The organism is Pseudomonas gorinensis (genome assembly GCF_042015035.1).
Lineage (GTDB): Bacteria > Pseudomonadota > Gammaproteobacteria > Pseudomonadales > Pseudomonadaceae > Aquipseudomonas > Aquipseudomonas gorinensis.
The window spans coordinates 3,360,651-3,385,762 of record NZ_CP167125.1; the positions used below are offsets into that span (position 1 = coordinate 3,360,651).

General features: G+C 62.8%; 13 protein-coding genes and 2 riboswitches. Of the genes, 7 read left to right on the forward strand and 6 right to left on the reverse strand.

The features are described from left to right. Window positions 1–135 precede the first annotated feature (135 nt). Window positions 136–7,173 (forward strand): NEL-type E3 ubiquitin ligase domain-containing protein, encoded by a 7,038-nt coding sequence (locus AB7933_RS15400; RefSeq protein WP_024075122.1) that lies wholly within the window; start codon window positions 136–138, stop codon window positions 7,171–7,173. A 24-nt stretch (window positions 7,174–7,197) separates the two neighbouring features. On the opposite strand, the gene metH is transcribed toward AB7933_RS15400, so the two are convergent. Beyond that, window positions 7,198–10,908, reverse strand: coding sequence for a methionine synthase (gene metH, locus AB7933_RS15405; protein ID WP_024075123.1), 3,711 nt, complete (start codon window positions 10,906–10,908; stop codon window positions 7,198–7,200). Between the two features lie 164 nt (window positions 10,909–11,072). On the opposite strand from metH, the gene AB7933_RS15410 reads away from it, so the two are divergent. Both AB7933_RS15410 and nfuA read left to right on the forward strand, forming a co-directional pair. Beyond that, window positions 11,073–13,367 (forward strand): fatty acid cis/trans isomerase, encoded by a 2,295-nt coding sequence (locus AB7933_RS15410; RefSeq protein ID WP_024075124.1) that lies wholly within the window; start codon window positions 11,073–11,075, stop codon window positions 13,365–13,367. Between the two features lie 94 nt (window positions 13,368–13,461). Then, window positions 13,462–14,046, forward strand: a complete 585-nt coding sequence (gene nfuA / locus AB7933_RS15415; RefSeq protein ID WP_003190728.1) for a Fe-S biogenesis protein NfuA — start codon at window positions 13,462–13,464, stop codon at window positions 14,044–14,046. Window positions 14,047–14,488: 442 nt separating this feature from the next. Here the strand turns inward: nfuA and cobM are convergent, their stop codons facing one another. The 4 genes from cobM to AB7933_RS15435 form a co-directional block, all read right to left on the reverse strand. Continuing rightward, a complete protein-coding gene (gene cobM / locus AB7933_RS15420) occupies window positions 14,489–15,235 on the reverse strand; it encodes a precorrin-4 C(11)-methyltransferase (RefSeq protein WP_024075125.1) in 747 nt (248 codons plus the stop codon). Between the two features lie 70 nt (window positions 15,236–15,305). Beyond that, window positions 15,306–15,698, reverse strand: a complete 393-nt coding sequence (locus AB7933_RS15425; protein WP_024075126.1) for a cobalamin biosynthesis protein — start codon at window positions 15,696–15,698, stop codon at window positions 15,306–15,308. After that, window positions 15,695–16,399: a CbtA family protein gene (locus AB7933_RS15430; RefSeq protein WP_041160918.1), complete on the reverse strand. Its 705-nt coding sequence runs from the start codon at window positions 16,397–16,399 to the stop codon at window positions 15,695–15,697. Before AB7933_RS15430 ends, AB7933_RS15425 begins: the two co-directional genes overlap by 4 nt. An 11-nt stretch (window positions 16,400–16,410) precedes the next feature. Further along, window positions 16,411–16,599 (reverse strand): CbtB domain-containing protein, encoded by a 189-nt coding sequence (locus AB7933_RS15435; RefSeq protein ID WP_024075128.1) that lies wholly within the window; start codon window positions 16,597–16,599, stop codon window positions 16,411–16,413. A 96-nt stretch (window positions 16,600–16,695) separates the two neighbouring features. Beyond that, window positions 16,696–16,900: riboswitch (cobalamin riboswitch) on the reverse strand. Between the two features lie 41 nt (window positions 16,901–16,941). Beyond that, a riboswitch (cobalamin riboswitch) is annotated at window positions 16,942–17,141 on the forward strand. Window positions 17,142–17,233: 92 nt separating this feature from the next. Here AB7933_RS15435 and cobW point away from each other — a divergent pair. From cobW to AB7933_RS15455, 4 genes are all read left to right on the forward strand, one after another. Beyond that, window positions 17,234–18,295, forward strand: a complete 1,062-nt coding sequence (cobW, locus tag AB7933_RS15440) for a cobalamin biosynthesis protein CobW (RefSeq protein ID WP_024075129.1) — start codon at window positions 17,234–17,236, stop codon at window positions 18,293–18,295. Window positions 18,296–18,298: 3 nt separating this feature from the next. After that, a complete protein-coding gene (cobN, locus tag AB7933_RS15445) occupies window positions 18,299–22,060 on the forward strand; it encodes a cobaltochelatase subunit CobN (RefSeq protein WP_024075130.1) in 3,762 nt (1,253 codons plus the stop codon). Window positions 22,061–22,304: 244 nt separating this feature from the next. Then, the gene (locus AB7933_RS15450) at window positions 22,305–23,303 is read left to right on the forward strand and encodes an ATP-binding protein (RefSeq protein ID WP_024075131.1); all 999 of its coding nucleotides are present in this window, start codon (window positions 22,305–22,307) and stop codon (window positions 23,301–23,303) included. A gap of 53 nt (window positions 23,304–23,356) precedes the next feature. Beyond that, on the forward strand, window positions 23,357–23,959 hold the full coding sequence (locus tag AB7933_RS15455; RefSeq protein WP_041161184.1) for a vWA domain-containing protein: 603 nt from the start codon (window positions 23,357–23,359) through the stop codon (window positions 23,957–23,959). 123 nt (window positions 23,960–24,082) lie between these two features. Here the strand turns inward: AB7933_RS15455 and AB7933_RS15460 are convergent, their stop codons facing one another. After that, complete coding sequence (locus AB7933_RS15460) at window positions 24,083–25,033, reverse strand: DUF1853 family protein (RefSeq protein ID WP_024075133.1); 951 nt, start codon at window positions 25,031–25,033, stop codon at window positions 24,083–24,085. Between the last annotated feature and the right edge of the window lie 79 nt (window positions 25,034–25,112).

Sequence of the window (25,112 nt, forward strand, 5' to 3'; positions counted from 1 at the left end):
CCTCACGCACTGGGTTGAATAAGCCATTGCCAGAGCATAGCTCGGCTCTGTATTGGCGGTTAAGTATCTACCCCCAGGCCGCCGAACGGCCGTGATCTTCTGATGTGCTCTTAATGAGGTATCAGGAGTGACACCATGCCGGACCGTTCCAAGGGGCTTCATGTCCCGTTTATCAAGCGTCGTTTGCCTGACTGGACGCAGCACCTTCATAGCGCCCACCTGGAGGACATGACCGACACGCGCGATCTCGCGCAACGCTTTATCAGCGTCTACCCAGACCTGTTCGACCAGGCGTCGCCCATGCTGCGCCAGCGTTTGCTCGACAGCCAGGCCCGCAGCAACACCTCGATCCAGCAATTGGCCAGGACCCTCAAGGACTTCAAAGGCATCACCGAGTTCTGCAAGCCGCTGTTGATCGAGGCCATGCGCAAGAAATTCGGCCAGACGCCGGATGTCGTCAAGACCCATCTATACCATCTGCGCACGTCGAGCCCGGTCGATGCGCAGCCGCTGTTGCAAGCCGCGATGCGAAACTTCGAGGCGAACGAATCATTTGACGAAGTTTCCCTGCAGGAAACCAGTGCACTGGCTCCAGAGGGTTCGTTGGAAAGTGAACGCTATGACGAGACCGATAGGTACCCGTTTGGCAAAACCCGCTACCTCATCCGTAACAAGTTATCAATCAAGCCCGCGGATTTCGCTGGCCTGTGCCGAGAGCTGGATTTGGGCAAGCACTATCAGAACCATCTGCGTGCGGTGTTCCAAACCCCTGGTACGGCCGCCGTCGTGCGTCAGCGGACAATGACGGCAAGCAAGGACCGGCTGCGCGTACAAGCGCACATTGCCAGGATGAAGTTGGACATTGACGAGAGCGTGTACGTTTCGCTGTTGGCGTTCCTCGATGGCACAGGGCAAGCCCGATTTGATGGGAAACCCATGGTTTTCAGTCGCTTGAGTATTCTCGGTTCGACCTTGAGCGACGTGTTCATTATCGGTAACGACTCACGCCAGGCACGAATCGAGTTGCAAAACCCTTGGTACAACCTGATTCCCGGCGTGTGGGTCGCCAAAGGAAGACTGCCTCCCGAGCCCCGATTCGTGGTGTATATCCCTGGGGACCCGGTCAATCCCCTCAAGACTTACGCGTCGGTCAGTGCGTTCGCCAGCGAACTTGGGGTCAAGCTGCGGCACCCCCCTTATCAACGCTTGTTCGCAAGTCTGGTGCCTCATGGAGAGTCGCCAGGATTCCTGCGCCGCCTCAAGAACCAGCTGACGGTTTATCGCTGGAACCCGAATCCGGTCTATCCGGGCCCGCCGTACAATCCCGAAACCTATGCCAACGGGGTCTATGAGCAAGTCTGGAACACCGAGATGAACCTGGCCCTGGAGGAATCGGTCATCGACGGTGAGGTGTTCGGGGCCCGTTATGATTTCCACCTTGCCCGAATCAAATCCAACGCCGGGTTGCTGGCCCGGCCGACCGGTGTCGTAGACCGCGAGGCATGGATAGAGCGGCTCCAGCACTACGCTGAATGGGGCATGAACCTGCTGAACGTGGCGGCCTTCTTCGTTCCGGGGCTGGGCGAGATGATGATGGGCGTCACGGCCGTGCAACTGGGCTACGAAGTCTTCGAGGGCGTGGAGGCCTGGAGCGCGGGCGACGCCGACGAAGCCTGGCAGCACTTCAAGTCGGTGTTGCAGAACGTGGCTTACATGGCTGCATTGGGGGCTGTCGCGAGCAAGGGGCCAGCGGTGCTGCCGTCCCGCTTTGTCAACAGCATGTCGAAGGTGACGACGCCATTCGGCAAGGTGCGTCTATGGCACCCGGACCTTGCGGCCTACAAAAGCAGTGCCTCGCTTGAGGGGCTCACCCCCAATGCGTTGGGGCAGTATCGGCTGGGGGGCAAGACCTATATCCGCATGGAGGGCAATGTCTTCGAAAAGACCTTCGATCCCGAGATCAAGCTATGGAGAATCCAGCACCCTACGGTGCACGATACCTACCAGCCCATTCTGAGACACAACGGCTTCGGGGCCTGGCGCCACACCTTGGAGCGTCCGTTGGGGTGGGATCGCGTCGCGTTGATGCGGCGGATGGGGCCGCATATGGAGCCCTTCACCGACGCGCAACTGGAGCAGATCGCCGACGTCAGCGGCGTCAATGACGATCACCTGCGCCGGTTACATACCGATCATCAGCCGCCGCCACCGGTACTGGCTGAGACCGTCCGGCTGTTCGAGCTGGATCGCCAGACGGATGAGGTGATCCGGGATATCCGCCAAGGTGCGTGCCGGGACGGCCTGTGCCAGTTCATGGTGCCGCTGACGTTGGAGTTGCCGAATTGGCCGGTGGATGAAGTGTTGGAAGTCTTCAGCGGGCCGGAGCCCTGGGGGGCCTCGCAACGTTTCTCTGCGGCGGATGCAGCCGATACGGCAAGGCCCACCATCAAGATCACTCGGGCTGAAGTCGATGCCGGAAAACTGCCAGAGCGCGTGCTGGAAAACCTGGACGACGGGCAAATTGCACGCTTGCTGGGTAGCGAAAACCAGCAGCCGGATGCTGATCGCGTCCAGGTGTTCAGGGATCGTTTGGCCGACCATGCGCAGCGCCGCAGGAAGGCGGTGTTCGATAACCTGATGAGCCGGCAAGCCGCCCCGGACGCTGACACGCAGATCCTTCAGCGCAGCTTTCCAACGCTTTCGCCCGAAGCAGCGCGGCAGGTGTTGAGCCATGCCAACGACGAGGTGCTGGGGCAATTGCGCAGCACCCAGCGGGTTCCCCTGCGACTGGCCACGCAAATACGTGTGCATTTGCATGAAAGCGGCGTAAGCCGGGCATTGATCGGCCTGTCCGTGGAGAGCCTGGCGTCCTCGGCCAGCGATCGCCTGGCACTGCACTGCCTGGAACACCTGCCCGGTTGGTCGGCGGATACACGGGTGGAGGTGCGGTTGCACGGGGTGAGGGGGCCGCTGGTGGACAGCATCGGCGGCGAACAGGCCGCCACGCGCTACTGCCTGGTAAAGGGCGGCGATTTCATTCAAGCGTTCGATGCCCAGGGCAAGGCGTTAAACAGCGTGCCGACGTCCGGGCGCAATCTGTTTGAATCGCTGCTGGAGGTCGTGCCCGCGCCAGTACGAGAGTCATTACAAGGCAAGCCGAGCGAGGCACTGCGCAAGCAGGTGGTCGACTACGCGCTCAGCCATCGTGACGACATGTCTCGGATCATCAAGCGCGACCCGCTCAAACGCGGCGGCGGGCGATTGTTGCGCCGCCCATCCGGCCGGTTCGGTTATGCGGCCAGCGGCGATGTTGCCGGTTTTGCCGATGAAGCCCTTGTCGCCAGGGTGCGGGCGATCTATCCCAATGTCACGGATCAACAAGCCTTGCAGTTTGTCAGGAGCCGCCTCAGCGCGGGTGATACGGACCAGCAGGTTTTTCATCTGTTGGAAAACCGGCGCAGGGAGTTCGAAGGCTTGTGTTCCACATTGGATACCTGGGTTGAAGGTGTCTTGTCGCCTGATCCACGTGGTTCGATACGGACACACCTGCGGGGGATCGCCGATCGGATCATTGACTGCTGGAGAAACGGTCTGTACCGCGGACTGGCGCCAGCGTTCGAGCTGGACATCGCGAGTACATTGTCCGTGCCGAGGCTGGCCGCCGACTTTTCCCATGTGCGCAGGCTGCGATTGACCAGTCTACAGCTTGCCGGCAGCGACCTTGAGCGGATGTTTCCTGCGCTGAAAAGCCTTGAACTCAACGTCATACCCCTGCACATACCGATGTTGGCCGATCAACTTTCGTCGCTCCAGACCCTGACTGAACTCAAGCTCACCTTTTCTGCCCAGGGCGTGGGCGAATCGCTCGCGTTGTCGCAAGCCTTGCAGGGGATGACGCAACTGGAGCGGTTGCATCTGGTTGGCAATATTCCTGAGCTCGATTACAGCACGCTGCCTCGTTTGCGAGCCCTGACGCTGGCGGGGCCCATGGGCCAATGGCCGACCGGGGTTCTAGCCCTGCCGGCCCTGGAGTCGCTGGATTTGTCCGGTGTCGCTGTTCAGTCTTTGCCGAACGAACTGTTCAGCGGGCACGAGGCGTTATGGCGCCGATTGCAGTTGAACTGGGGGGCATTGGAGCCAGAACAATTCACGCGGGTGTTTGACTACGTGCACGATAACCCCGGCCATTTGGTCGAGGAGTCGCAGGTTATTGCACACCACTGTCACCAGCGCCTTGGGGCGTTGGTGCCCAATCATTGGCGCTTTGCTGGCGACGCTTTGGCCGCTTTACGCCGTGAAGGGCTGGAAGGGCGAGGGCTGCTGGATAAGGTTGTGGCATTGGAGCAAGAACACAGCGCTCTGGATGGGGCGCTGGAACAATGGCAGGCCACGCCGGTACGCGTCGACGGGCGGCCAGCATCGGTGCAGGGGCGCAGGGCGTGGGCTGACAGGGTGCGCGCCCTGTGGCGTGACGCGCTGGTTGCTCGCTACGGGGGCGGGGAGCCTGAGGCGGGGCCCTCCCGACTCTTTGACGAGCCGCGTCGCACCGATCGATGGAGCTTGGGCGATACCAGTGGGCTGGGAGACCTGCCTGCGCTGGGCGATGTTCAGTTCACCCAGATACGTGTCCTGAGCCTGGCAAGGGCCAACCTTTCCACGGCGCAAGCCAATGATTTGCTTCTGCATTTTCCCAACCTGGAAGAACTCGATCTGAGTGGCAACCGGCTGACCGATCTACCCCAGGCCCTGGAGACGCAGCAGCGGCTCACCAAGGTGAACCTGTCTGGCAACGAACTGACGATCACCCCCTCGATACAAGCACGGCTCAATCGCCTGACGTCCCTGCAGGGGCTCGACCTGGCGGGCAATCGCCTCTCCGGGCTTAGTGTGAATGCGCTGATGGAGTTGCAGTCCCTGAATGTCAGCCGCACCCAGCTCCGGGCATGGCCGGAAGGGGTGCTGGACCTGTCGAAACTGCGCTTTCTGGATTTGAGCTATAGCGCTATCACGGAGGTGCCCAATGCGCTGTGGACGGACCACGATATCCTCTTGGCGCACACCTCCTTGCGCGGTTGCCGATTGAGCCCGCAAGCCATCACTGCGGTGCAGGCGTTTGCTGAGCGTACCGCCCCGGGCACACCGTCGGCGTTCCTCTATAGAAACCCGCTGGGCATCGACCGCCCCGTGCTCGCTGCCGGCAGAACCGGAGGCGACCCGGAGTTTTTCCCGGAAGAAGTGTCGGAACAACCGGATTTGTTAGTGCCACTGCCTGTAGACGTGCCAGGGCAGTTACCGCTGACGTCGGCCGAACGGCTGCAACGTCTTGATCCCCAGCTTGGCGCGGGCCAAGCCGTTGAGCGGCTGGACGCCTGGTTGGGGCAGGGGATGAGCGCGACGCAAATCGAGGATGCATTGCGGCTGTGGCAGGAGCAGCAGGTGCAAATGATCCAAGGCTTGAATCGCTGGATTGATAACCCTGCGGTGCGCAGTCGTGATGGGTGGGTCAACGCGCCTGATCGTCGTCGTGCCGCTGAGCGTTTGCTGGCGTGCTGGCGCGAGACCCTGCGCGAGGTGCGCAGCGCAGAGGCGGTCGCGAACGATTATGCCCTTGATTTGAGCGGTTTGACGGTGGGCGACCTCCCGGCCCTGCCGATCACATTCAGGCATGTGGGAACGCTGGATTTGAGCAATGTCGGGCTCACGACCGCTTCGGATGCGTTTTTGCGCGCGTTCCCCAGGCTGGAGAGCCTGATGCTCAACGGCAATGACCTGGGCGCGCTGCCCGACGCGGTGACGGGGCTTGAGCGGCTGACCCGGCTGAGTGCCCACCACAATGAACTGAGCGATGCCCCGTTGCTGCAGCGCCAATTGCGCGCCTTGCCGCAACTGCAACAGGTCGACCTGGAAACCAACCACCTGGATAGTTTCGATGTGGCCGGCCTGGACCGGTTGCAGGTCCTCAACCTGAATTACAACAGGCTCAGCGACTGGCCCGCAGGTGTGCTGGAGGCGCCCGCGCTGACCACGCTGGGCCTGCGCAGCAACTACAACATAGAGACCATTCCGGTGGGGGCATTCTTGCCGGAACATAATGCGTTGATGGCTGGAACGGACCTGTCCGACAACATGTTGGAGGAGAGAGAGTTCCTGCGGTTGCAGGAGTATCAGCGCGAAACGGGTCGGGGCTTGGGTTTTACCCCCCACGACATCGACGAGTTGCTTGCAGGCTTCCATTCCGAAGCCGAGGACGATGAGCCTGGTCTTGCGCTTCACCCGGAGAACGAGACGCCGGAACAGGCCAAGGCCCGGTGGTTTACCGGCGGCGCCGCCGACTCCGAAAGGCAGGCGGTGTGGGACACGGTAATGGCACAGGACGCGAGGATGGTTCAGGAGGAGGGGGCGCCTGAGGGCACGCCAGGTGACTTGGCGACTATATTGGGACAACTGCGCCATACCCGGGATTTTCAGCTGGACCGTGTCAATCTCACGGAGCGGGTGTGGAACGTCCTGGAAGCGGCGTATGGCGATCAAGCGCTGCGCGAGCGTCTGTTGGGGATCGCCCGGGCGTCAAGGCATGGTGCGACATGTGGCGATGGCCGGATCTTATTGTTCAATGCGCTGGAGGTCGAGGTGTTTGAGTTCAATGCCTTGCGCGCCATCGACCCCGCCGACAAGGGCCGGGTCCTGCTGAAACTGTCCAGAAAGCTGTTTCGTCTGGCTCAGGTGGAAGCCCAGGCCGAAGCGCGCATCCAGCAGAACCCAGGCATAGATCCCGCGGAAATTCGCCTGGCTTATCGTATTGGCCTGGCCCAGCGCCTGGAGTTGCCGACCCAGCCCAGGAGCATGCTCTACAACAACCTGTCCCGTGTAATGGCGGCAGACTTGGATGCGGCCTATACGGCGATAATCGCCCAGGAACAAACCCCGGCGTTCATCGAGCAACTGACCGTGCGTCAATACTGGGTCAATTACCTGCAGGAAAAGTACCCGGATAAGTTCTCGGCGGTGCAACAGACGCTGGATGACGCCCTCTCGACCTTGGAGGATCAATACGCCGAATTCAATCCGGCGTATTTCGAGGCGTTGCAGGCCCTGCAAAAAACCAATGAGTCGGCCCGGCGCAAACTGTTGAACGAGCTTTCAACCGGCGAAATAGCCGATTTGGGCGACTAACTGGTCGTCAGGCACCGGGCCGGGTCAGTTGTCATACCCCAGGTTCGGTGCCAGCCAGCGTTCGGTCACGGCAAGGTCCTGGCCTTTGCGCGCGGTGTAGCTCGCCACCTGGTCCTTGTCGATCTTGCCCACGGCAAAGTACTGCGCCTGCGGGTGGGCGAAGTACCAGCCGCTGACCGCCGCCGCCGGGAACATTGCGTAGTGCTCGGTGAGGAATACGCCGCTGCGGCCGGCGTGCATTTCGCGGGCTTCAGGGTCGAGCAATTGGAACAACTGGGCCTTCTCGGTGTGGTCCGGGCACGCCGGGTAGCCTGGGGCAGGGCGGATACCGCTGTACTGCTCCTTGATCAACGCGTCGTTGTCCAGTTGCTCGTCCTTGGCGTAGCCCCAGTGTTCCTTACGTACCTGCTGGTGCAGCCACTCGGCGCAGGCCTCGGCCAGGCGGTCGGCCAGGGCCTTGACCATGATCGAGTTGTAGTCGTCGCCGGCGTCCTGATAAGCCTTGGCGACTTCTTCGGCGCCGATGCCGGCGGTGGTGATGAAGCCACCGATGTAGTCGGTCACGCCGCTGTCCTTGGGCGCGACGAAGTCGGCCAGGGAGAAATTCGGCTTGCCGTCGGTCTTGATGATCTGCTGGCGCAGGTGGTGCAGCTTCGCAATTGGCTGGCCATCGTCGCCGTAGACTTCCAGGTCGTCGTCCTGCACCTGGTTGGTCGGCCAGAAACCGAACACCGCGCGGGCGCTGATGAGCTTCTCGTCGATCAGCTTCCTGAGCATTTCCCGGGCATCGGCGTACAGCGCAGTGGCGGCTTCACCGACCACTTCGTCCTCGAGTATGCGTGGGAATTTGCCAGCCAGGTCCCAGGAGATAAAGAACGGCGTCCAGTCGATGTACTCGGCCAGGACGTTGAGGTCGATATTGTCCAGCACCTTGGTGCCGGTGAAGGTTGGCTTGACCGGTGTGTAACTGCTCCAGTCGAACTGTGGCTTCTTGGCGATGGCCGCGGGGTAGCTCAGGCGTTCGGTGCGCGCGCTGCGGTTCGAGGTGCGTTCACGTACGTCGATGTATTCCAGGCGGGTCTTCTCGACAAAGCCGGCCTTCAACTCCTTGGACAGCAGTTGCGTGGCCACGCCCACCGCGCGGGAGGCGTCGGTCACGTAGATCACGGCATCGTTGCTGTACTTGGGCTCGATCTTCACTGCCGTGTGCGCCTTGGAGGTGGTCGCGCCGCCGATCATCAGGGGCAGGTGGAAGTCCTGGCGCTGCATCTCGCGGGCCACATGCACCATCTCGTCCAGGGACGGCGTGATCAGGCCGGACAGCCCGATAATGTCGCACTTCTGCTCCTTGGCCACCTGCAGGATCTTCTCTGCCGGCACCATCACGCCGAGGTCGACGATGTCATAGCCGTTGCAACCGAGCACCACGCCGACGATGTTCTTGCCGATGTCGTGCACGTCACCCTTTACGGTCGCCATCAGGATCTTGCCCTTGGCTTCCGGCTTGTCGCCTTTTTCCAGTTCGATGAACGGGATCAAGTGCGCCACGGCCTGCTTCATCACGCGGGCGGACTTCACGACCTGGGGCAGGAACATTTTACCGGCGCCGAACAGGTCGCCGACGATGTTCATGCCTGACATCAGCGGGCCTTCGATCACTTCGATCGGGCGCGCGAACGACTGCCGGGATTCCTCGGTGTCTTCGACGATGTGGGTGGTGATGCCCTTGACCAGCGCATGTTCCAGGCGCTTGTTCACGTCCCAGCCGCGCCATTCCTCGGTCTCGGCTTCCTTGACGCTGCCGTCGCCTTTGTATTTGTCGGCAATGGCCAGCAGGGCGTCGGTGCCGTCCGGCGTGCGGTTAAGTACAACGTCTTCCACGGCGTCGCGCAGTTCGGTGGGGATCTGGTCGTAGATCTCCAACTGGCCGGCGTTGACGATCCCCATGGTCAGGCCGTTGCGGATCGCATGCAGCAGGAATACCGAGTGGATCGCCTCGCGCACCGGGTTATTGCCACGGAACGAGAACGACACGTTGGACACGCCACCCGAGGTCAGCGCATACGGCAGCTCGTCGCGGATATACGCACAGGCGTTGATAAAGTCGACGGCGTAGTTGTTGTGTTCTTCGATACCGGTGGCGACCGCGAAGATGTTCGGGTCGAAGATGATGTCTTCCGGCGGGAAGCCGACTTCATCGACCAGGATGTCGTAGGAGCGTTTGCAGATTTCCTTCTTGCGCGCTTCGGTGTCGGCCTGGCCGGCTTCGTCGAACGCCATCACCACCACCGCCGCGCCGTAGCGCTTGCACAGCTTGGCGTGGTGAATGAACTGCTCGACGCCTTCCTTCATGCTGATGGAGTTGACGATGCCCTTGCCCTGGATGCACTTGAGGCCGGCCTCGATCACTTCCCACTTGGAGGAGTCGATCATGATCGGTACGCGGGAGATATCCGGCTCGCCGGCAATCAGGTTGAGGAAGGTCACCATGGCCTTCTTCGAATCGAGCATGCCCTCGTCCATGTTGATGTCGATCACCTGGGCGCCGGCTTCCACCTGTTGCAGGGCGACTTCCAGGGCTTCGGTGTAGTTGTCTTCACGGATCAGGCGGGCAAAACGTGCGGAACCGGTGATGTTGGTGCGCTCGCCGACGTTGACGAACAACGACTGGCGGTCGATGGTGAACGGCTCCAGGCCCGACAGGCGGCAGGCCTTGGGGATGTCCGGGATCTGCCGTGGCGCGTAGCCGGCCACCGCCTTGGCAATGGCTTCGATATGCCCCGGCGTGGTGCCGCAGCAGCCGCCGACGATGTTGAGGAAACCGCTCTGGGCGAACTCCTCGATGACCTTGGCGGTTTGTGACGGCAGCTCGTCGTACTCGCCGAATTCATTGGGCAGGCCGGCGTTGGGGTGCGCGGAAACGTGGGTGTTGGCCTTGTTGGACAACTCTTCCAGGTACGGACGCAGCTCGCTGGCGCCAAGGGCGCAGTTCAGGCCCACGGAAATCGGCTTGGCGTGGCTGACGGAGTTCCAGAACGCTTCGGTGGTCTGGCCCGACAAGGTGCGGCCGGAGGCGTCGGTGATGGTGCCGGAGATCATGATCGGCAATTCGATACCGAGCGCTTCGAACACCCCCTGCACGGCGAAGATCGCGGCCTTGGCGTTGAGGGTGTCGAAAATGGTCTCGATCAGGATCAGGTCGGCGCCGCCTTCGATCAGGCCCTTGGTGGCCTCGGTGTAGTTCTCCACCAGTTCATCGAAGGTGACGTTGCGGTAGCCGGGGTTGTTCACATCGGGCGACAGCGAGCAGGTGCGGCTGGTCGGGCCGAGTACACCGGCAACGAAACGCGGCTTGGCCGGGTTCTCGGCGGTCTTGGCATCGGCGATCTTGCGCGCCAGGCGTGCGCCTTCGACGTTCAGTTCATAGGCCAGCGCTTCCATGCCGTAGTCGGCCATGGAGATGCGGGTGGCGTTGAAGGTGTTGGTTTCAAGGATGTCGGCACCGGCATCCAGGTAAGCCTTCTCGATCCCGCCGATCACGTCCGGGCGGGTGAGCACCAGCAGGTCATTGTTGCCCTTGACGTCGCTTGGCCAATCGGCGAAACGTTTACCCCGATAGTCTTGCTCCTCCAGCTTATAGCTCTGGATCATCGTGCCCATGCCACCGTCGAGGATCAGGATGCGTTCCTTGAGGGCTTGGTGAAGGGCTTGCAGGCGAGCGCTACGATCGGACATGGGACTACTCTGGTCAGGCATTACGGAGGGCGTGGATCATAACAAACCTGTGCGGATTTGGAGCATGCCAAGGTTTTGCATGAATATCGTTCATGTTGGCGCGGGTGGCGGATCGGTAGAATCCCCAGGTTTTTTTATTTTGGCTTCAGATCGGGACCAGGCTCATGCCGTATCGTTTCCTCATCAGCATTGCATTGATGCTGCTTGCCACTACCACCCAGGCCCAGGATACCGCCCCGGCGATTTCCTACACCCGCGATATCCAACCGATTTTTACTGAGAAATGTGTGGCGTGCCATGCCTGCTATGACTCGGCCTGCCAGTTGAACCTGGGCAGTGGCGAGGGGGCCGCCCGTGGCGCGACCAAGGTGCTGGTCTACGACGGTGAGCGCAGCCAGGCGACCAAGCCGACGCGGCTGTTCTACGACGCCTTTGGCAAGGCCGCCTGGCAGCGCGAAGGCTTCAGTTCGGTGCTCGACGCCCAGGGCAGCCAGGCGGCCCTGATGGCGCGCATGCTCGAACTCGGCCAGCACCGCGCGCCGCTTGCACCCAATGGCAAGCTGCCGGATGACATCGTGCTGGGGCTGAACCGCGAGAACATGTGCCCCTTGCCCGGAGAGTTCGACGCTTATGCCGGCGCGCACCCCAACGAAGGCATGCCCCTGGCCGTGACCGGCTTGAGCGACCAGCAATACCACACCCTGCAACGCTGGCTGGCCTCGGGTGCGCCGATTGACCAGCAAGGCGTGGCGCCCAGTGCCCAGGAAGCGGCGCAGGTGCTGCAATGGGAGAACCTGCTCAATGCCCCCGGCGCCCGGGAAAGCCTGGTGGCCCGCTGGTTGTTTGAGCACCTGTTTATTGCGCATCTGTATTTCGAAGGCGGTGAGCCAGGGCACTTCTTCCAGTGGGTGCGCTCACGGACGCCCAGCGGCCAGCCGATTGACCTGATCAACACCCGTCGTCCCAATGACGACCCCGGCACTCGTGTTTACTACCGCCTGTGGCCAATACAAGGGGTGATCGTCCATAAGACCCACATCACGTACCCGTTGAGCGCGCAGAAAATGGCGCGGGTCAAAGCCCTGTTCTACAGCGGCGACTGGCAGGTCAGTGCGTTGCCGGGCTACGGCCCTGGCCGCCGCGCCAACCCGTTCGAGACGTTCGAGGCGATCCCGGCGCAGGCGCGTTACCAGTTCATGCTGGATAACGCCGAGTATTTTGTCCGCACCTTCATCCGCGGGCCCGTATGCCGGGGGCAGATTGCCACGGATGTGATCCGCGACAATTTCTGGGCATTGTTCCAGGCGCCCGATCATGACCTGTACATCACCGATGCTCGCTATCGCGGCCAGGCCACGCCATTGTTGGCGATGCCTGGGCAAAATGACGACGTGGGCAGTGTGCTCAGCCTATGGCTCAAGTACCGCGACAAGCGCAACCAGTACGAAGCCCTGCGTCGCGACAGCTATGCCGAACTGCCAGCACCGAGTTGGTCGACGCTGTGGGCTGGCAACGACAATGCGCTGTTGAGCATCTTCCGCCACTTCGACAGCGCCTCGGTCAACAAGGGCCTGATCGGTGAGGTGCCGCAGACGCTGTGGCTATTCGACTATCCGTTGCTCGAACGCACCTATTACCAACTGGTGGTCAACTTTGACGTGTTCGGTAATGTGTCGCACCAGGCCCAGACTCGCCTGTACTTCGACCTGATCCGCAATGGCGCCGAGCAGAACTTCCTGCGCCTGATGCCGGCGAACTCGCGGGATGATTTCCTCGACGATTGGTACCAGAACAGCGGCAAGGTCAAGCTGTGGCTGGACTATGAGTCGATCGACGACGATAAGCCCACCGGCCTGAAGCTTGATGAAAAGGACCCCAAGCGCGACTTCGCCAACCAGCTGCTGGCCCGCTATGGCGACCTCAATGCCGCCCCGGACCCGATCAATCGTTGTGCCGGCGCGTACTGCTCACGGCCGGGGATCGACCCGGCGTTGCGCGACGCCGAGCAGGCCCTGAGTCGCCTGACATCGCGCCCGGCGGCGGGGCTCAAGGTCATTGGGCAACTGCCTGAAGCGACGATGCTGCGCGTCGAAACCCGCAGCGGCCAGCGGGAGGTCTACAGCCTGCTGCGCAACCGTGCCCACAGTAATGTGGCGTTCATGCTGGGTGAGGCTTATCGCTATCAGCCGGGCCTGGATACGCTGACGATCTACCCAGGGGTGCTCGGCAGCTACCCGAACTTCATGTTCAACGTGCCAGCCGAGCAAGTGCCGGAGTTCGTCGCGGCCATGGAGGACGCCAGGGACGCCCAGGGTTTCGAGAAGATTGTCGACCGCTGGGGCATACGTCGCAGTCATCCGCAGTTCTGGCAGTACTTCCATGACCTGTCGACCTACATCCGCGAAACCACGCCGGTGGAAGAAGGGGTGCTGGATATGAACCGCTATGAAAACCTCTGACGTGGCTGTTGAGTCTTTTCCGACAAAATTACTGGGACTTTGTACCTGCGTAATATTTTGGCGTAAACTGCCGGCAAGCCTGTGAGGAGTTTCCATGACTGCCATAACCATTACCGACGCCGCCCACGATTACCTGGCCGACCTGCTGTCCAAGCAGAACACCCCAGGTATCGGTATCCGCGTCTTTATCACCCAGCCTGGCACCCAGTATGCCGAGACGTGCATTGCCTACTGCAAGCCCGGTGAAGAAAAGCCGGAAGACACCGCCCTGGGGCTGAAAAGCTTCACCGCGTATATCGATGCCTTCAGCGAAGCCTTCCTTGACGATGCCGTGGTGGATTACGCCACCGACCGCATGGGCGGCCAATTGACCATCAAGGCTCCGAACGCCAAGGTGCCGAACGTCAACGCCGACAGCCCGGTCAACGAGCGTATCAACTACTACCTGCAAACCGAGATCAACCCAGGGCTGGCCAGCCACGGCGGTCAGGTCAGCTTGATCGACGTAGTGGATGACGGCATTGCCGTGCTCAAGTTTGGTGGCGGCTGCCAGGGCTGCGGCCAGGCCGACGTGACGTTGCGCGAAGGCATCGAGCGCACCCTGCTTGAGCGGATTCCGGAGCTCAAGGGCGTACGCGACGTGACCGACCACACGCAGAAAGAAAATGCCTACTACTGAGTAAGGCGTTCACTGCGAACAAAAAAACGGCGCCCCGTGAGCGCCGTTTTTTATTATTAAAATTCAGTTATTTACGCAATCTATCTAACGCTGAATATCAAGTGTGGGAGGGGGCTTGCCCCGATAGCGGTGCCTCAGTTGCCTCATGAGCAGGCTGACACACTGCCATCGGGGGCAAGCCCCCTCCCACATTTTTTACATTTATTCAGTTAAATCAGTGTGTTGTTGATGATTTGTGAATTAAAAAATCAAATTCGAATGCTGACGCTATCTCCCTGACAAGGAGGGTCAAATGTGGGAGGGGGCTTGCCCCCGATAGCGGCATGTCAGTCGCCTCGTGAGTAGGCTGATGCACCGCCATCGGGGGCAAGTTCCTTCCCACATTTATTTTTTATTTATCCAGTTAAATCAATGTATTGCTTTGGTTTTATGAAGTTAATAGTCAAGGTCGATATAGGTGCGCATGCCCCGCCCGATACAACGACGACTCACTGAAACTGTCACTCGCCAGCACCCGGCCCACCACGATCAGCGCCGTACGCCGAAAGCCCTTGGCGGCGACTTTGTCGGCAATATCGCTGAGTGTGCCCACCGCCCAATCCTGATCCGGCCAGGTTGCCCGGTGCACCACGGCAATCGGGCAATCCGCGCCATAGTGCGGCAGCAGCTCTGCGACGATCTTCTCCAGGTGGTTGACCCCCAGGTGGATCGCCATGGTGGTGCCGTGGCGGGCCAGGCTGTCGAAGTCCTCGCCGGCCGGCATGCGGGTTTTATCGGCGTAACGGGTCAGGATTACGCTCTGGGCGATGTCCGGCAAGGTCAGTTCGGCCTCCAGCAGCGCGGCACAGGCGGCGACTGCGGTCACGCCCGGAATGATCTGGAACGGGATGCCCAGCTCGCGCAGATGACGAATCTGCTCGCCGATCGCCCCATACAGGCTCGGATCGCCGGAATGCACCCGCGCCACATCCTGGCCGTTGGCGTGGGCGGTCTTGATCAGCTCGATGATCTGCTCCAGGTGCAGTTCGGCGCTGTTGACCACCAGTTGCGCTTGATGCCCCTCCAGCACGGCCGCCGGTACCAGCGAACCGGCATAGATGATCACCGGGCAACTGCGGATCAGCCGTTGGCCTTTGACAGTGATCAATTCCGGGTCGCCGGGGCCGGCACCGATGAAGTAGACGGTCATGGAGGATTCCTGTCGAAAAACGGGCGAGCATGAAGATTGCTCATGATCGGAAGACGCAATTATCGATTTTTCAGCCGGCGCAGGCCAATGCAAAGGTGGCCTGGGCGGTTTTCTTGCGGGTGATCAGCAAGCGGGCAGGGCCTGGGGAGAGCTGTTCGGCCAGGGCCAGGGCGGCGCTTTCGGCGATGCCGTAACAGCCGGTGTGGGCAAAGGCGACCGCTGATTTATGGCTCAGACGGCCTTCATACGCGGCCAACTGTTCGGCGCTGAAGCACTGCAATGGCAGGTTCAACCTATGCGCCAGGGCCAGTAACCCCGGCTCGTCCTGTTTGCGGTCGAGACTCGCCAGTGCGGTGATGTGCTGGCGCTCGATACCCGCTTCGGCGAGGGCCGTGTCAAACAGCGCCAGCAGGGCGTGCAATTCGCAGCCCCGCTGGCAACCGAGGCCGACCGCTAGTTTCATGCCGAGTATTGATCGTCGCGGTTGCGGCGAAACAACCAGGCGCTGATCAGGCCCAGGGCCAGCCAGAAGGCGACGTTGGTCAACTGCGAGGCGATCTTGAATTGTGCTTCCAGTGCCTCTGGCGCCAGCATCGAATGCACTTGCGGCTGCGGGGCGCCGATTACGTGAGGCACCACGAGGATCGCCACGCCCAGCCCTTTAAGCAGCCAGTTGCCACCGAACACCAACAGCGCAATACCGGCCGCAGTGGAGGCGGCCGTGCCGATCCACCAGATCTGGCGTTGCGCCAGGTCGGCGGCGGCCGTGCCCGGCAGCTCGGGCGGCAGGCCCAGGGTCGGCGCCAACACAAAGGTCGCGTAGCCGGCCAGGCCCCACAGCAAGCCTTGGGCCGTGCGGGTCGGTGCGCGCAGGGTATAGAGGCCGGCCAGCATCAGGGCGAAGCCGACGGCGACCACCAGGTTGCCGCCGGTGGTCGACAGCACGCGCTGCCAGCCGTCTTCCGGTTCCCAGGCTTCGGCGTCATGGGTGTGCGCAGCGGCGCCAGCGGCATGCTCGTGCACGACTTCAGTCGCGGCCGGGGCCTTTTCGAAGGTTTCCGCCTGCAGAATCAGCGGAGCGACCCAGAAGCTTTGCAGCAGTGTCAGCAGCAGGGCGGCCAGCAAGCCGGTGAACCCTGCGGTTTGCGCAATACGTTTGATCATGTCGGCAGGTCTCAGTGGCACGGGAACGCGGCGCTGTGGCGGGTATCGTGGGCTGCGTTGTGCACCGCCTCGATATGCGAGAACCCGGCGAAATACACCAGGCACGCGCCCAGGATCGAGGCGCCGATGGCGGCGGTCAGGCGTTGGCTGAGGGTGGCGGTACTGCTGGCGGTGTGCGAAGTGCTGCTGATGATCGACATGGCGCGTCCCTATCGTGTTCAGGGTGAAACGAGCGCATGCAAACCCCGCGAGCCGGGCACGCAGGGTTTTAACAGCGCCCGCCCACCGCGGGTTTGTTATCTGATGTTATTCGGGCCGGTCTCCGGGCTTGCGAGGGACACTGGGTCTATAAAGCGTCGCCTTCCCATGCCGTACAGGCACAGTGGATCTGACGCTTCACTCGCTTACCGTTGCGGGGGCAGCACCGGACTGGTCATAAGGCTATGACTCACCGGTTTCCCGTTTCACCCTGTGAAGGGCACCCGAAACAAGGCGTGTAGGAAAGCATGCAGAGCGACGGTAGTCAAATTGACCGAGCCCCTGTAGCCTTGCACCTTCGAGGTTCTTCGGCCCAGGCCGAAGCTAAGAAGGGAACGCGGTTCAAGCCGCGGCTGCCCCCGCAACTGTGAAGGGTTTATCTGACTGCCACGCCACTGCCATTGCGGCGGGAAGGCGCAGCCAGCGCCGGTCGCAAGACCCGCAAGCCCCAAGCCAGGAGACCTGCCTCGCAACCGATTTTCCAATTCAACCGGGCGGGGTGATCCGGTGACGAAATCTGCTGCTGCGCGCCACGCAGGGCCTATCGTCCCGTATGCCCGCCCCCAAGGGCATCCGATGAAAACACTGGCCAAACTTCCCGTCACTATCGTTACCGGCTTTCTCGGCTCGGGCAAAACCACCTTGCTGCGCCACATGCTCGACAACGCCCAGGGCCGTCGCATTGCGGTGATCGTCAACGAATTCGGCGAGTTGGGCATTGACGGTGAGATCCTCAAGCAATGCTCGATCGGTTGCACCGAGGAAGAAGCCAACGGCCGCGTGTATGAACTGGCGAACGGCTGCCTGTGCTGCACCGTGCAGGAAGAGTTCTTTCCGGTGATGCGCGAACTGGTGGCCCGTCGCGGCGACCTCGACCATATCCTCATCGAAACCTCTGGCCTGGCCTTGCCCAAGCCCCTGGTGCAAGCCTTCCAATGGCCGGAAATCCGCAGCGCCTGCACCGTCGACGCGGTGATCACCGTGGTCGACAGCCCGGCGGTGGCCGCCGGCACCTTCGCCGCCTTCCCGGACCAGGTCGACGCCCAGCGCAAGCTTGATCCGAACCTGGACCACGAATCGCCGTTGCATGAACTGTTCGCCGACCAGTTGGCCAGCGCCGACCTGGTGATCCTCAACAAGTGCGACATGATCAGCCCCGAGGACCTGGCCCGCGTGCGCCTGGAAGTCGCCGAAGAGCTGCCACCCGCGGTGAAGATCGTCGAAGCCAGCAGCGGTCGCCTGCCCCTGGACGTGCTGATCGGCCTGGGCGCTGGCTCCGAAGAGCATATCGACGGCCGCCACAGCCATCACGATCATCACCATGACGGTGAAGACGACCACGATCACGACGCGTTCGACTCCATCTCCATCGACCTGCCCCAGGCCGATGAGGCACTGTTGCTCGACGCGCTGACCCAGTTGGTGGTGCAGCACGGCATCCTGCGTGTCAAAGGCTTCGCGGCGATTCCGAACAAGCCGATGCGCCTGCTGATCCAGGGCGTGGGCACGCGTTTCGACAAGCACTTCGACCGCGCCTGGGGGGCCGACGAGGCGCGCATCACGCGCCTGGTGCTGATCGGCCAGGCGCTGGACGCGGCGGGCCTCGAAGCGCAATTGCGCGCAGCGCTCAACGTTTAACCCATGCACCTGCTCAGGACTCAACCCGGCGGCTTCGTCGCGGACGACAATATCGCCGACCTGGGGCAAACCCCCGCCGAGCTGGTGATTCTGTGCAGCGGCGATTCCAGCCTGGCGCTGCTGGCCGAAGCCGCCCAGCAGTTGCCCGAGGACTACCCGAGCCTGCGCCTGGCCAACCCCATGCAGGTGCAGAACCACGCCTCGGTCGATCTGTATGTCGATGAAGTGCTGCGCCATGCCAAGGTCATCCTGATTTCGCTGCATGGTGGCATCGGGTATTGGCGCTACGGTATCGAGCGCCTGGTGGCACTGGCCGAGCGCGGCGTCACGTTGATCCTGGTGCCCGGTGATGATCGCCCGGACCCGGAACTCAGTGGCCTCAGCACCGTGGCCGCTGAGGCACGCGACCGCTTGTGGCAGTACCTGCGCCAGGGTGGCCTGGGCAATGCCCTGGATTTTTATCGCTGCCTGGCCAGCGCTTATCTGCAGCGTGACTACGCCTGGGCCGAGCCACACACTCTGCCGCGTACTGCGATTTATCACCCGCATCAAGCCAATGCCCGCCTCAATGATTGGCAAATGGAGTGGCACCCGGAGTTTCCGGTGGCGGCGGTGCTGTTCTATCGCTCTCATTTGCAGGCGGCCAATACCGGCTTTATCGATGTGTTCTGCCAGCGTTTGCAGGCAGCGGGCCTTAACCCGTTGCCGGTGGCGGTGGCCAGTTTGAAAGAGCCCGGCTGCCTGGCGGTGGTCGAGGATTGGCTGGATGAAGTCAATGCGGCGGTGATTCTGAACACCACCGGCTTTGCCCAATCCAGCCCCGAAGCCCCCCATCTACGCCCGTTTCGCCGCAATATCCCGGTGATCCAGGCGATCTGCGCCCAGGACAACCAGCCCGGCTGGCAAGCCAGCGAACAGGGCCTCGGCCCGCGCGACCTGGCGATGCACATTGCCTTGCCGGAGCTGGACGGGCGGATTATCAGCCGGCCGATCAGCTTCAAAGACCTGGCCTGGCGCAGTGAGCGCAGCCAGTCGGACGTGGTGTGCTACCGCGCCGCGCCGGAACGTATGGACTTTGTTGCCGAACTGGCGCGACGCTGGGTCGAACTGGCGCGGGTGCCGAATGGGGATAAGCGTATCGCGCTGATCCTGGCCAACTACCCGACCCGTGATGGCCGCATCGGCAACGGCGTGGGCCTGGATACCCCGGCCGCCGCGCTGAATATCCTGCGCGCCCTGCACAGCGAAGGTTACCCGGTGCCGGAGACGCTTCCCGACAGCGGCACGGCGCTGATCCATGAACTGCTCGGCGGTGTCACCAACGACCTGGACAGCCTCGACCTGCGCCCCTGCCACCAAAGCCTGGGGCTGGACGACTACGCGGTGATGTTCAGCCGCTTGCCCGAGGCCAACCGCCAAGCGGTACTGGCGCGCTGGGGCTCGCCCGACAACGACCCGATGTGTCGCGACGGCCGCCTGATGATTGCCGGCCTGCGCCTGGGCCAGACGTTCGTCGGTATCCAGCCCGCACGCGGCTACCAGGTGGACGCCAGCGCGGTGTATCACGACCCGGACCTGGTACCGCCGCATGCTTACCTGGCGTTTTACTTCTGGTTGCGCCACACCTACGGCGCCCACGGCGTGATCCATGTCGGCAAGCACGGCAACCTGGAATGGCTGCCGGGCAAGGGCGTGGGGCTGTCGGAAAACTGCTGGCCCGACGCGTTGCTGGGCCCGCTGCCGAATATCTACCCGTTTATCGTCAACGACCCGGGCGAGGGCGCCCAAGCCAAGCGCCGCACCCAGGCAGTGATCATCGATCACCTGATGCCGCCGCTGACCCGTGCCGAAACCTATGGGCCGTTGCGCGACCTGGAGCTGTTGGCCGACGAATACTACGAGGCGCAATTGCTCGACCCGCGCCGCGCCCGTGAGCTGCAAAAAGACATCCTCAAACTGGTGCGCGAAACCCGCATCGACCAGGAACTGGAACTGGACAGCGACGCCGACGCGGCGATCTGGTTGCCGCGCCTGGATACCTACCTGTGTGACTTGAAGGAATCGCAGATACGCGATGGTCTGCATGTGTTTGGCGAGTCGCCCGCAGGCCGCTTGCGTATCGATACCTTATTGGCGTTGCTGCGCATCCCGCGTGGCGACGGGCGTGGCCCGCAATCGAGTTTGCTGCGCGTATTGGCCAAGGCGTTCGAGCTGGGTTTCGATCCGCTGGACTGCGCCTTGGCCGAGCCGTGGACCGGTCGCCGGCCCCAGGTCCTGCAAACGATCGATCCACAGTCATGGCGTACCGCCGGCGACACCCGCGAGCGCCTGGAGCGCTACGCAGCGCGCTTGATCGAGCAGGCGCTGGAAGGCCCGCTCGAACAGTTGGAAGAACCGGGTTGGGAGGCTGTGAAAGCGGTCATCGAAAGCCTGCGCATCGTCGTGGCGCCGCGCCTGGATGCTTGTGGCCCCGCCGAAATGCGTGGCCTGCTGGATGCCTTGAGTGGTCGCTTTGTGCCCGCCGGGCCCAGTGGCGCGCCGAGCCGGGGGCGCCTGGACGTGCTGCCCACCGGGCGTAACTTTTTTACCGTGGACGTGCGTAACCTGCCGACCACCACAGCCTGGCGCATCGGTTTTCAATCGGCCAACCTGATTCTCGAGCGGCATTTGCAGGACCATGGCGACCACCTGCGCCAGCTTGGCCTGTCGGTGTGGGGCACCGCCACCATGCGTACCGGCGGCGACGATATCGCCCAGGCCATGGCGCTGATGGGCGTGCGCCCGGTGTGGGCCACGGGCAGCCAGCGCGTGGATGATTTTGAAATCCTGCCGATCAGCCTGCTGGATCGCCCGCGCGTCGACGTCACGCTGCGGGTTTCCGGGTTCTTTCGCGATGCCTTCGCTAACCTGATCCGCCTGTTCGACGCAGCGGTGCAGGCGGTGGCGGCGCTGGATGAACCGGACGACATGAACCCGCTGGCGGCCAAGGTGCGCAGCGAGCGTGCGGCGTTGCTTGAGTCGGGCCTGGACGAAGAGGCGGCGGCGAAGCAGGCTGGCTGGCGCATCTTTGGCGCCAAGCCCGGTGCCTATGGCGCGGGCGTGCAGGGTGCGATCGACGGCCGCCTGTGGCAAAGCCGCGAGGACCTGGCCGAGGTCTACCTGAACTGGGGCGGCTATGCCTACGGCGCTGGCGATGAGGGCACCGCCGCCCGCGAGCAGTTCGCCCAGCGCCTGAGCCAGGTGCAGGCGGTGTTGCAGAACCAGGACAACCGCGAGCATGACCTGCTTGATTCAAATGACTACTACCAGTTCCAGGGTGGCATGCTTGCCGCCGTGGAAACCCTGAGTGGCGACAAGGCCGCCAGCTACCATGGCGACCACAGCCAGCCGGATTTGCCCAGGGTGCGTACCTTGAAGGAAGAGCTGAACCGGGTGATCCGTTCCCGCGCTGCCAACCCCAAGTGGATCGAAGGCGTGAAGCGCCATGGCTATAAAGGTGCGTTCGAGATGGCGGCGACCGTGGACAACCTGTTTGCCTTCGACGCCACCACCGCGTTGATCGACGATCACCAATACGCCTTGCTCGCCGACGCCTACCTGCTCGACCCCGATACCCGGGCGTTTGTGCAGCAGCACAACCCGGATGCCCTGCGCGACATGACCGAGCGCATGCTCGAAGCCCAGCAGCGGGGCATGTGGCAGGCGCCGGGGGCGTACCGTGAAGCCCTGGAAAACCTGTTGCTGGATATAGAAGAAGACAGTTAGAACACGAGATGCCCTTGCTGTGGCAAGCCAGGCTGTTGTGGCAATCGGGCTTACTGTGGCGAGCGGGCCTGTTGTGGCGAGCGGGCTTGCCCCGCGTTGGGGCGCGAAGCGGCCCTGACAGGTTCGCCGCGCCCTGCCAGGGATAACGCCGTGTTATTTAGATGGGGGCGGCTTTGCCGGCCCAACGCGGGGCAAGCCCGCTCGCCACAAGATGCCTGCACAGCAGAATTAATAGAGAGCCCGGATGACTGATATTCCCCATTTTCCGCTGTCCGCCGTGGTCGGCGCCGAAAACCTGAAACTGGCGCTGTGCCTGACCGCCATCGACCCCAGGATCGGCGGCGTGCTGATCGAAGGCCCGCGTGGCATGGCCAAGTCCACCCTGGCCCGTGGCCTGGCAGACCTGTTGGCCAGCGGTCAGTTTGTCACCTTGCCCCTGGGCGCCACCGAGGAACGGCTGGTGGGCACCCTGGACCTGGACGCCGCACTGGGCGAAGGTCGCGCGCAGTTTTCCCCTGGCGTGCTGGCCAAGGCCGATGGCGGTGTGCTGTATGTCGATGAAGTCAACTTGTTGGCTGATCATCTGGTCGACCTGCTGCTGGATGTGGCGGCCAGCGGCACCAACCTGATCGAACGCGATGGTATTTCCCACCGGCATTCGGCGCGCTTTGTACTGATCGGCACCATGAACCCGGAGGAGGGCGAGCTGCGTCCGCAGTTGCTCGACCGCTTCGGTTTCAACGTGGCGTTGAGCGGGCACACCTTGCCGGCCGAGCGCGGGCAGATCATCCGCCGTCGCCTGGATTTCGACAGCGACCCCGCTGCGTTCTGCGCACAGTGGGCTGAACCGCAGGCAGCCTTGCGCGAGCGTTGCACCCAGGCGCGGGCGCGGCTCGACAGTATCCCACTGGATGACCCGGCGTTGGCGCAGATTACCGAGCGCTGTTTTGCCGCAGGGGTCGATGGCCTGCGCGCCGACCTGGTGTGGCTGCGTGGCGCACGGGCCCATGCGGCGTGGCGTGGGGCCTCCGCCATCGCCGAGGAAGATATCGACGCCGTGGCCGAATTTGCCTTGCGCCATCGTCGCCAGGGGCCATCCGCACCGGCCAGCCCACCCCATGAAGGTCCGTCAGCAAGCCACACGGACACCGCACCCGGCCAAGGTCAATGGGGCGACATGCCTGCACCGGCCCTGCCCACAGGCGCTCGCCGAGAAGTACCCACCTGGCCAAAAAAGCCCTAGGCATCCGCCCTCGACCTGGCACGGAGGCGGATGCGCGACCCAAGGCGGGGCGACTGGAGAAAGGCCGGCACGGCAAGGCGCGCGCCGCCAGGCAGGGCACGATCAACTGGCCGGGCACCTTGCTCGGTGGTCGGCCGCAGTGCCGTGACGACCTGCTGTTTCACCTGCGCAGCCGTTCGGCCCATGAGTTGTGGCTGGTGATCGTCGATGCATCGGCCTCCACTCGGCGGCACCGCGCGTTGACCGATGCCAAGGGCGTGCTGGCGCAACTGTTTGATGACGCTTATCGACAGCGCGCACGCATGGCATTGCTGACGGCCAGCGGGCAGTCGCCCAAATGGCAGGTGCAGGGGCTCAAGGCGGCGAAAAGCCTGGCAGGCTGGTTGGAGCAATTGGGGGCAGGCGGGGGGACGCCGTTGCTGGCGGCGTTGACCGAGGCCAGGCATTGGCTGATGGCGCGGCGCAAGCGTTATCCGGCTGAGCAGCAGCGCGTGCTGGTGATCACGGATGGGCGACTCAAGGACATTGCTGGGTTGCCGTTATTGGCGTGTGCGGGGTTGCTGGTGGATATCGAGCGCGGGCCGATCAGGTTGGGGCGCGCCCAGGAGTTGGCGGTGGGGTTGCAGTTGGAGTATCGGCATATCGATAGGTTGTAGTGCCTGGGTCGCCGCTATCGGGGGCAAGCCCCCTCCCACATTTGACCGAGTACAGGCATTTGGAATGCGGTCAGTGTGGGAGGGGGCTTGCCCCCGATGAGGCTCTCACAGACACCCCCCAATCTATCCGCCAGCCCCCGGCACATTCGGCCAAAGATCCGCCACCAGAAACAAGCGCTCGGCTTCCTCCCAATCCTCTCCGCTCTGCACCAGCCGTACCAGCAACTGCGCCGGTGCCATCGGGTTGAGGTCCGTCAGCCATCCCTGCATCTGTTCCTCGCTCCATACCTCACTTCCAGGGTAATGCGCCGGCGCCAGCCACGCGTGCCGGGGCAGGGGTTGCCAGCGGCCGGGTGGGCGGGTGCTGACAAAGTCGCGCCAATCGCGCTGGTGCAGCCAACGCCCACGCAGATGCTGGGGGTGGGCGCCGCGGGGCGGTTCGGCCTGGCCCGGCCAGGGATACAGCAGGTAGCCGCCGAGCCATAAATGCGCATCGAACTGCTGGATATCCAACGCCGACAACGCTTGGCGACTTTCCGGCCGTGCCGAGATCGGCAATTGATGCTGGGCCAGGTGCGCCAGCTTGCGGTCCAGCCGATCATGACAGCCTGGGCCCAACCATTGCGCGGTGTCCAGGCCATCGCCGTCCTGCGGGCCGAGGTAGAGCTTGATCGCCAGTTCCAAGTGGTGCACGCCTTCGCGGTCGCGCAGCAGCATGTCCAGTTCGCCCAGGGTATGCCCGGCGCGGCGGATCGGCAGGTTGGCGGCGAGCAGTTCCACGCCCGGCGCATGCTGCACGGCGAACTGCCACAGACGCTCGTAGTACAAGCCCAGGCGCCGGGTGCGTGACAGGTTCAACCAATGCTGCAAGGCGCTGCTGTCTTGGTCCAATTGCCGCAGCCACTGTTCGAGGCGGTCGGGCGCCTGCACCCAGTCACTGCCCGCCAGCGGATGGCGTTGCGGCCAAGGCGTTTGCGCGAGCATCGGCGGGGCGAGCATCACCCATGCCAGGTCGCGCACCTCGGGGTGGCGCAGTTGGCGGGGTAGGTTGTGCAAGTCGGGGAACAGAGTCATGGTCCGAGCATAGCCTTTTACGCTGGGTCAGGTGGCTGAGAAGCGTTGTCATCAAGGTTTCACGGCGACAAAGGATTTT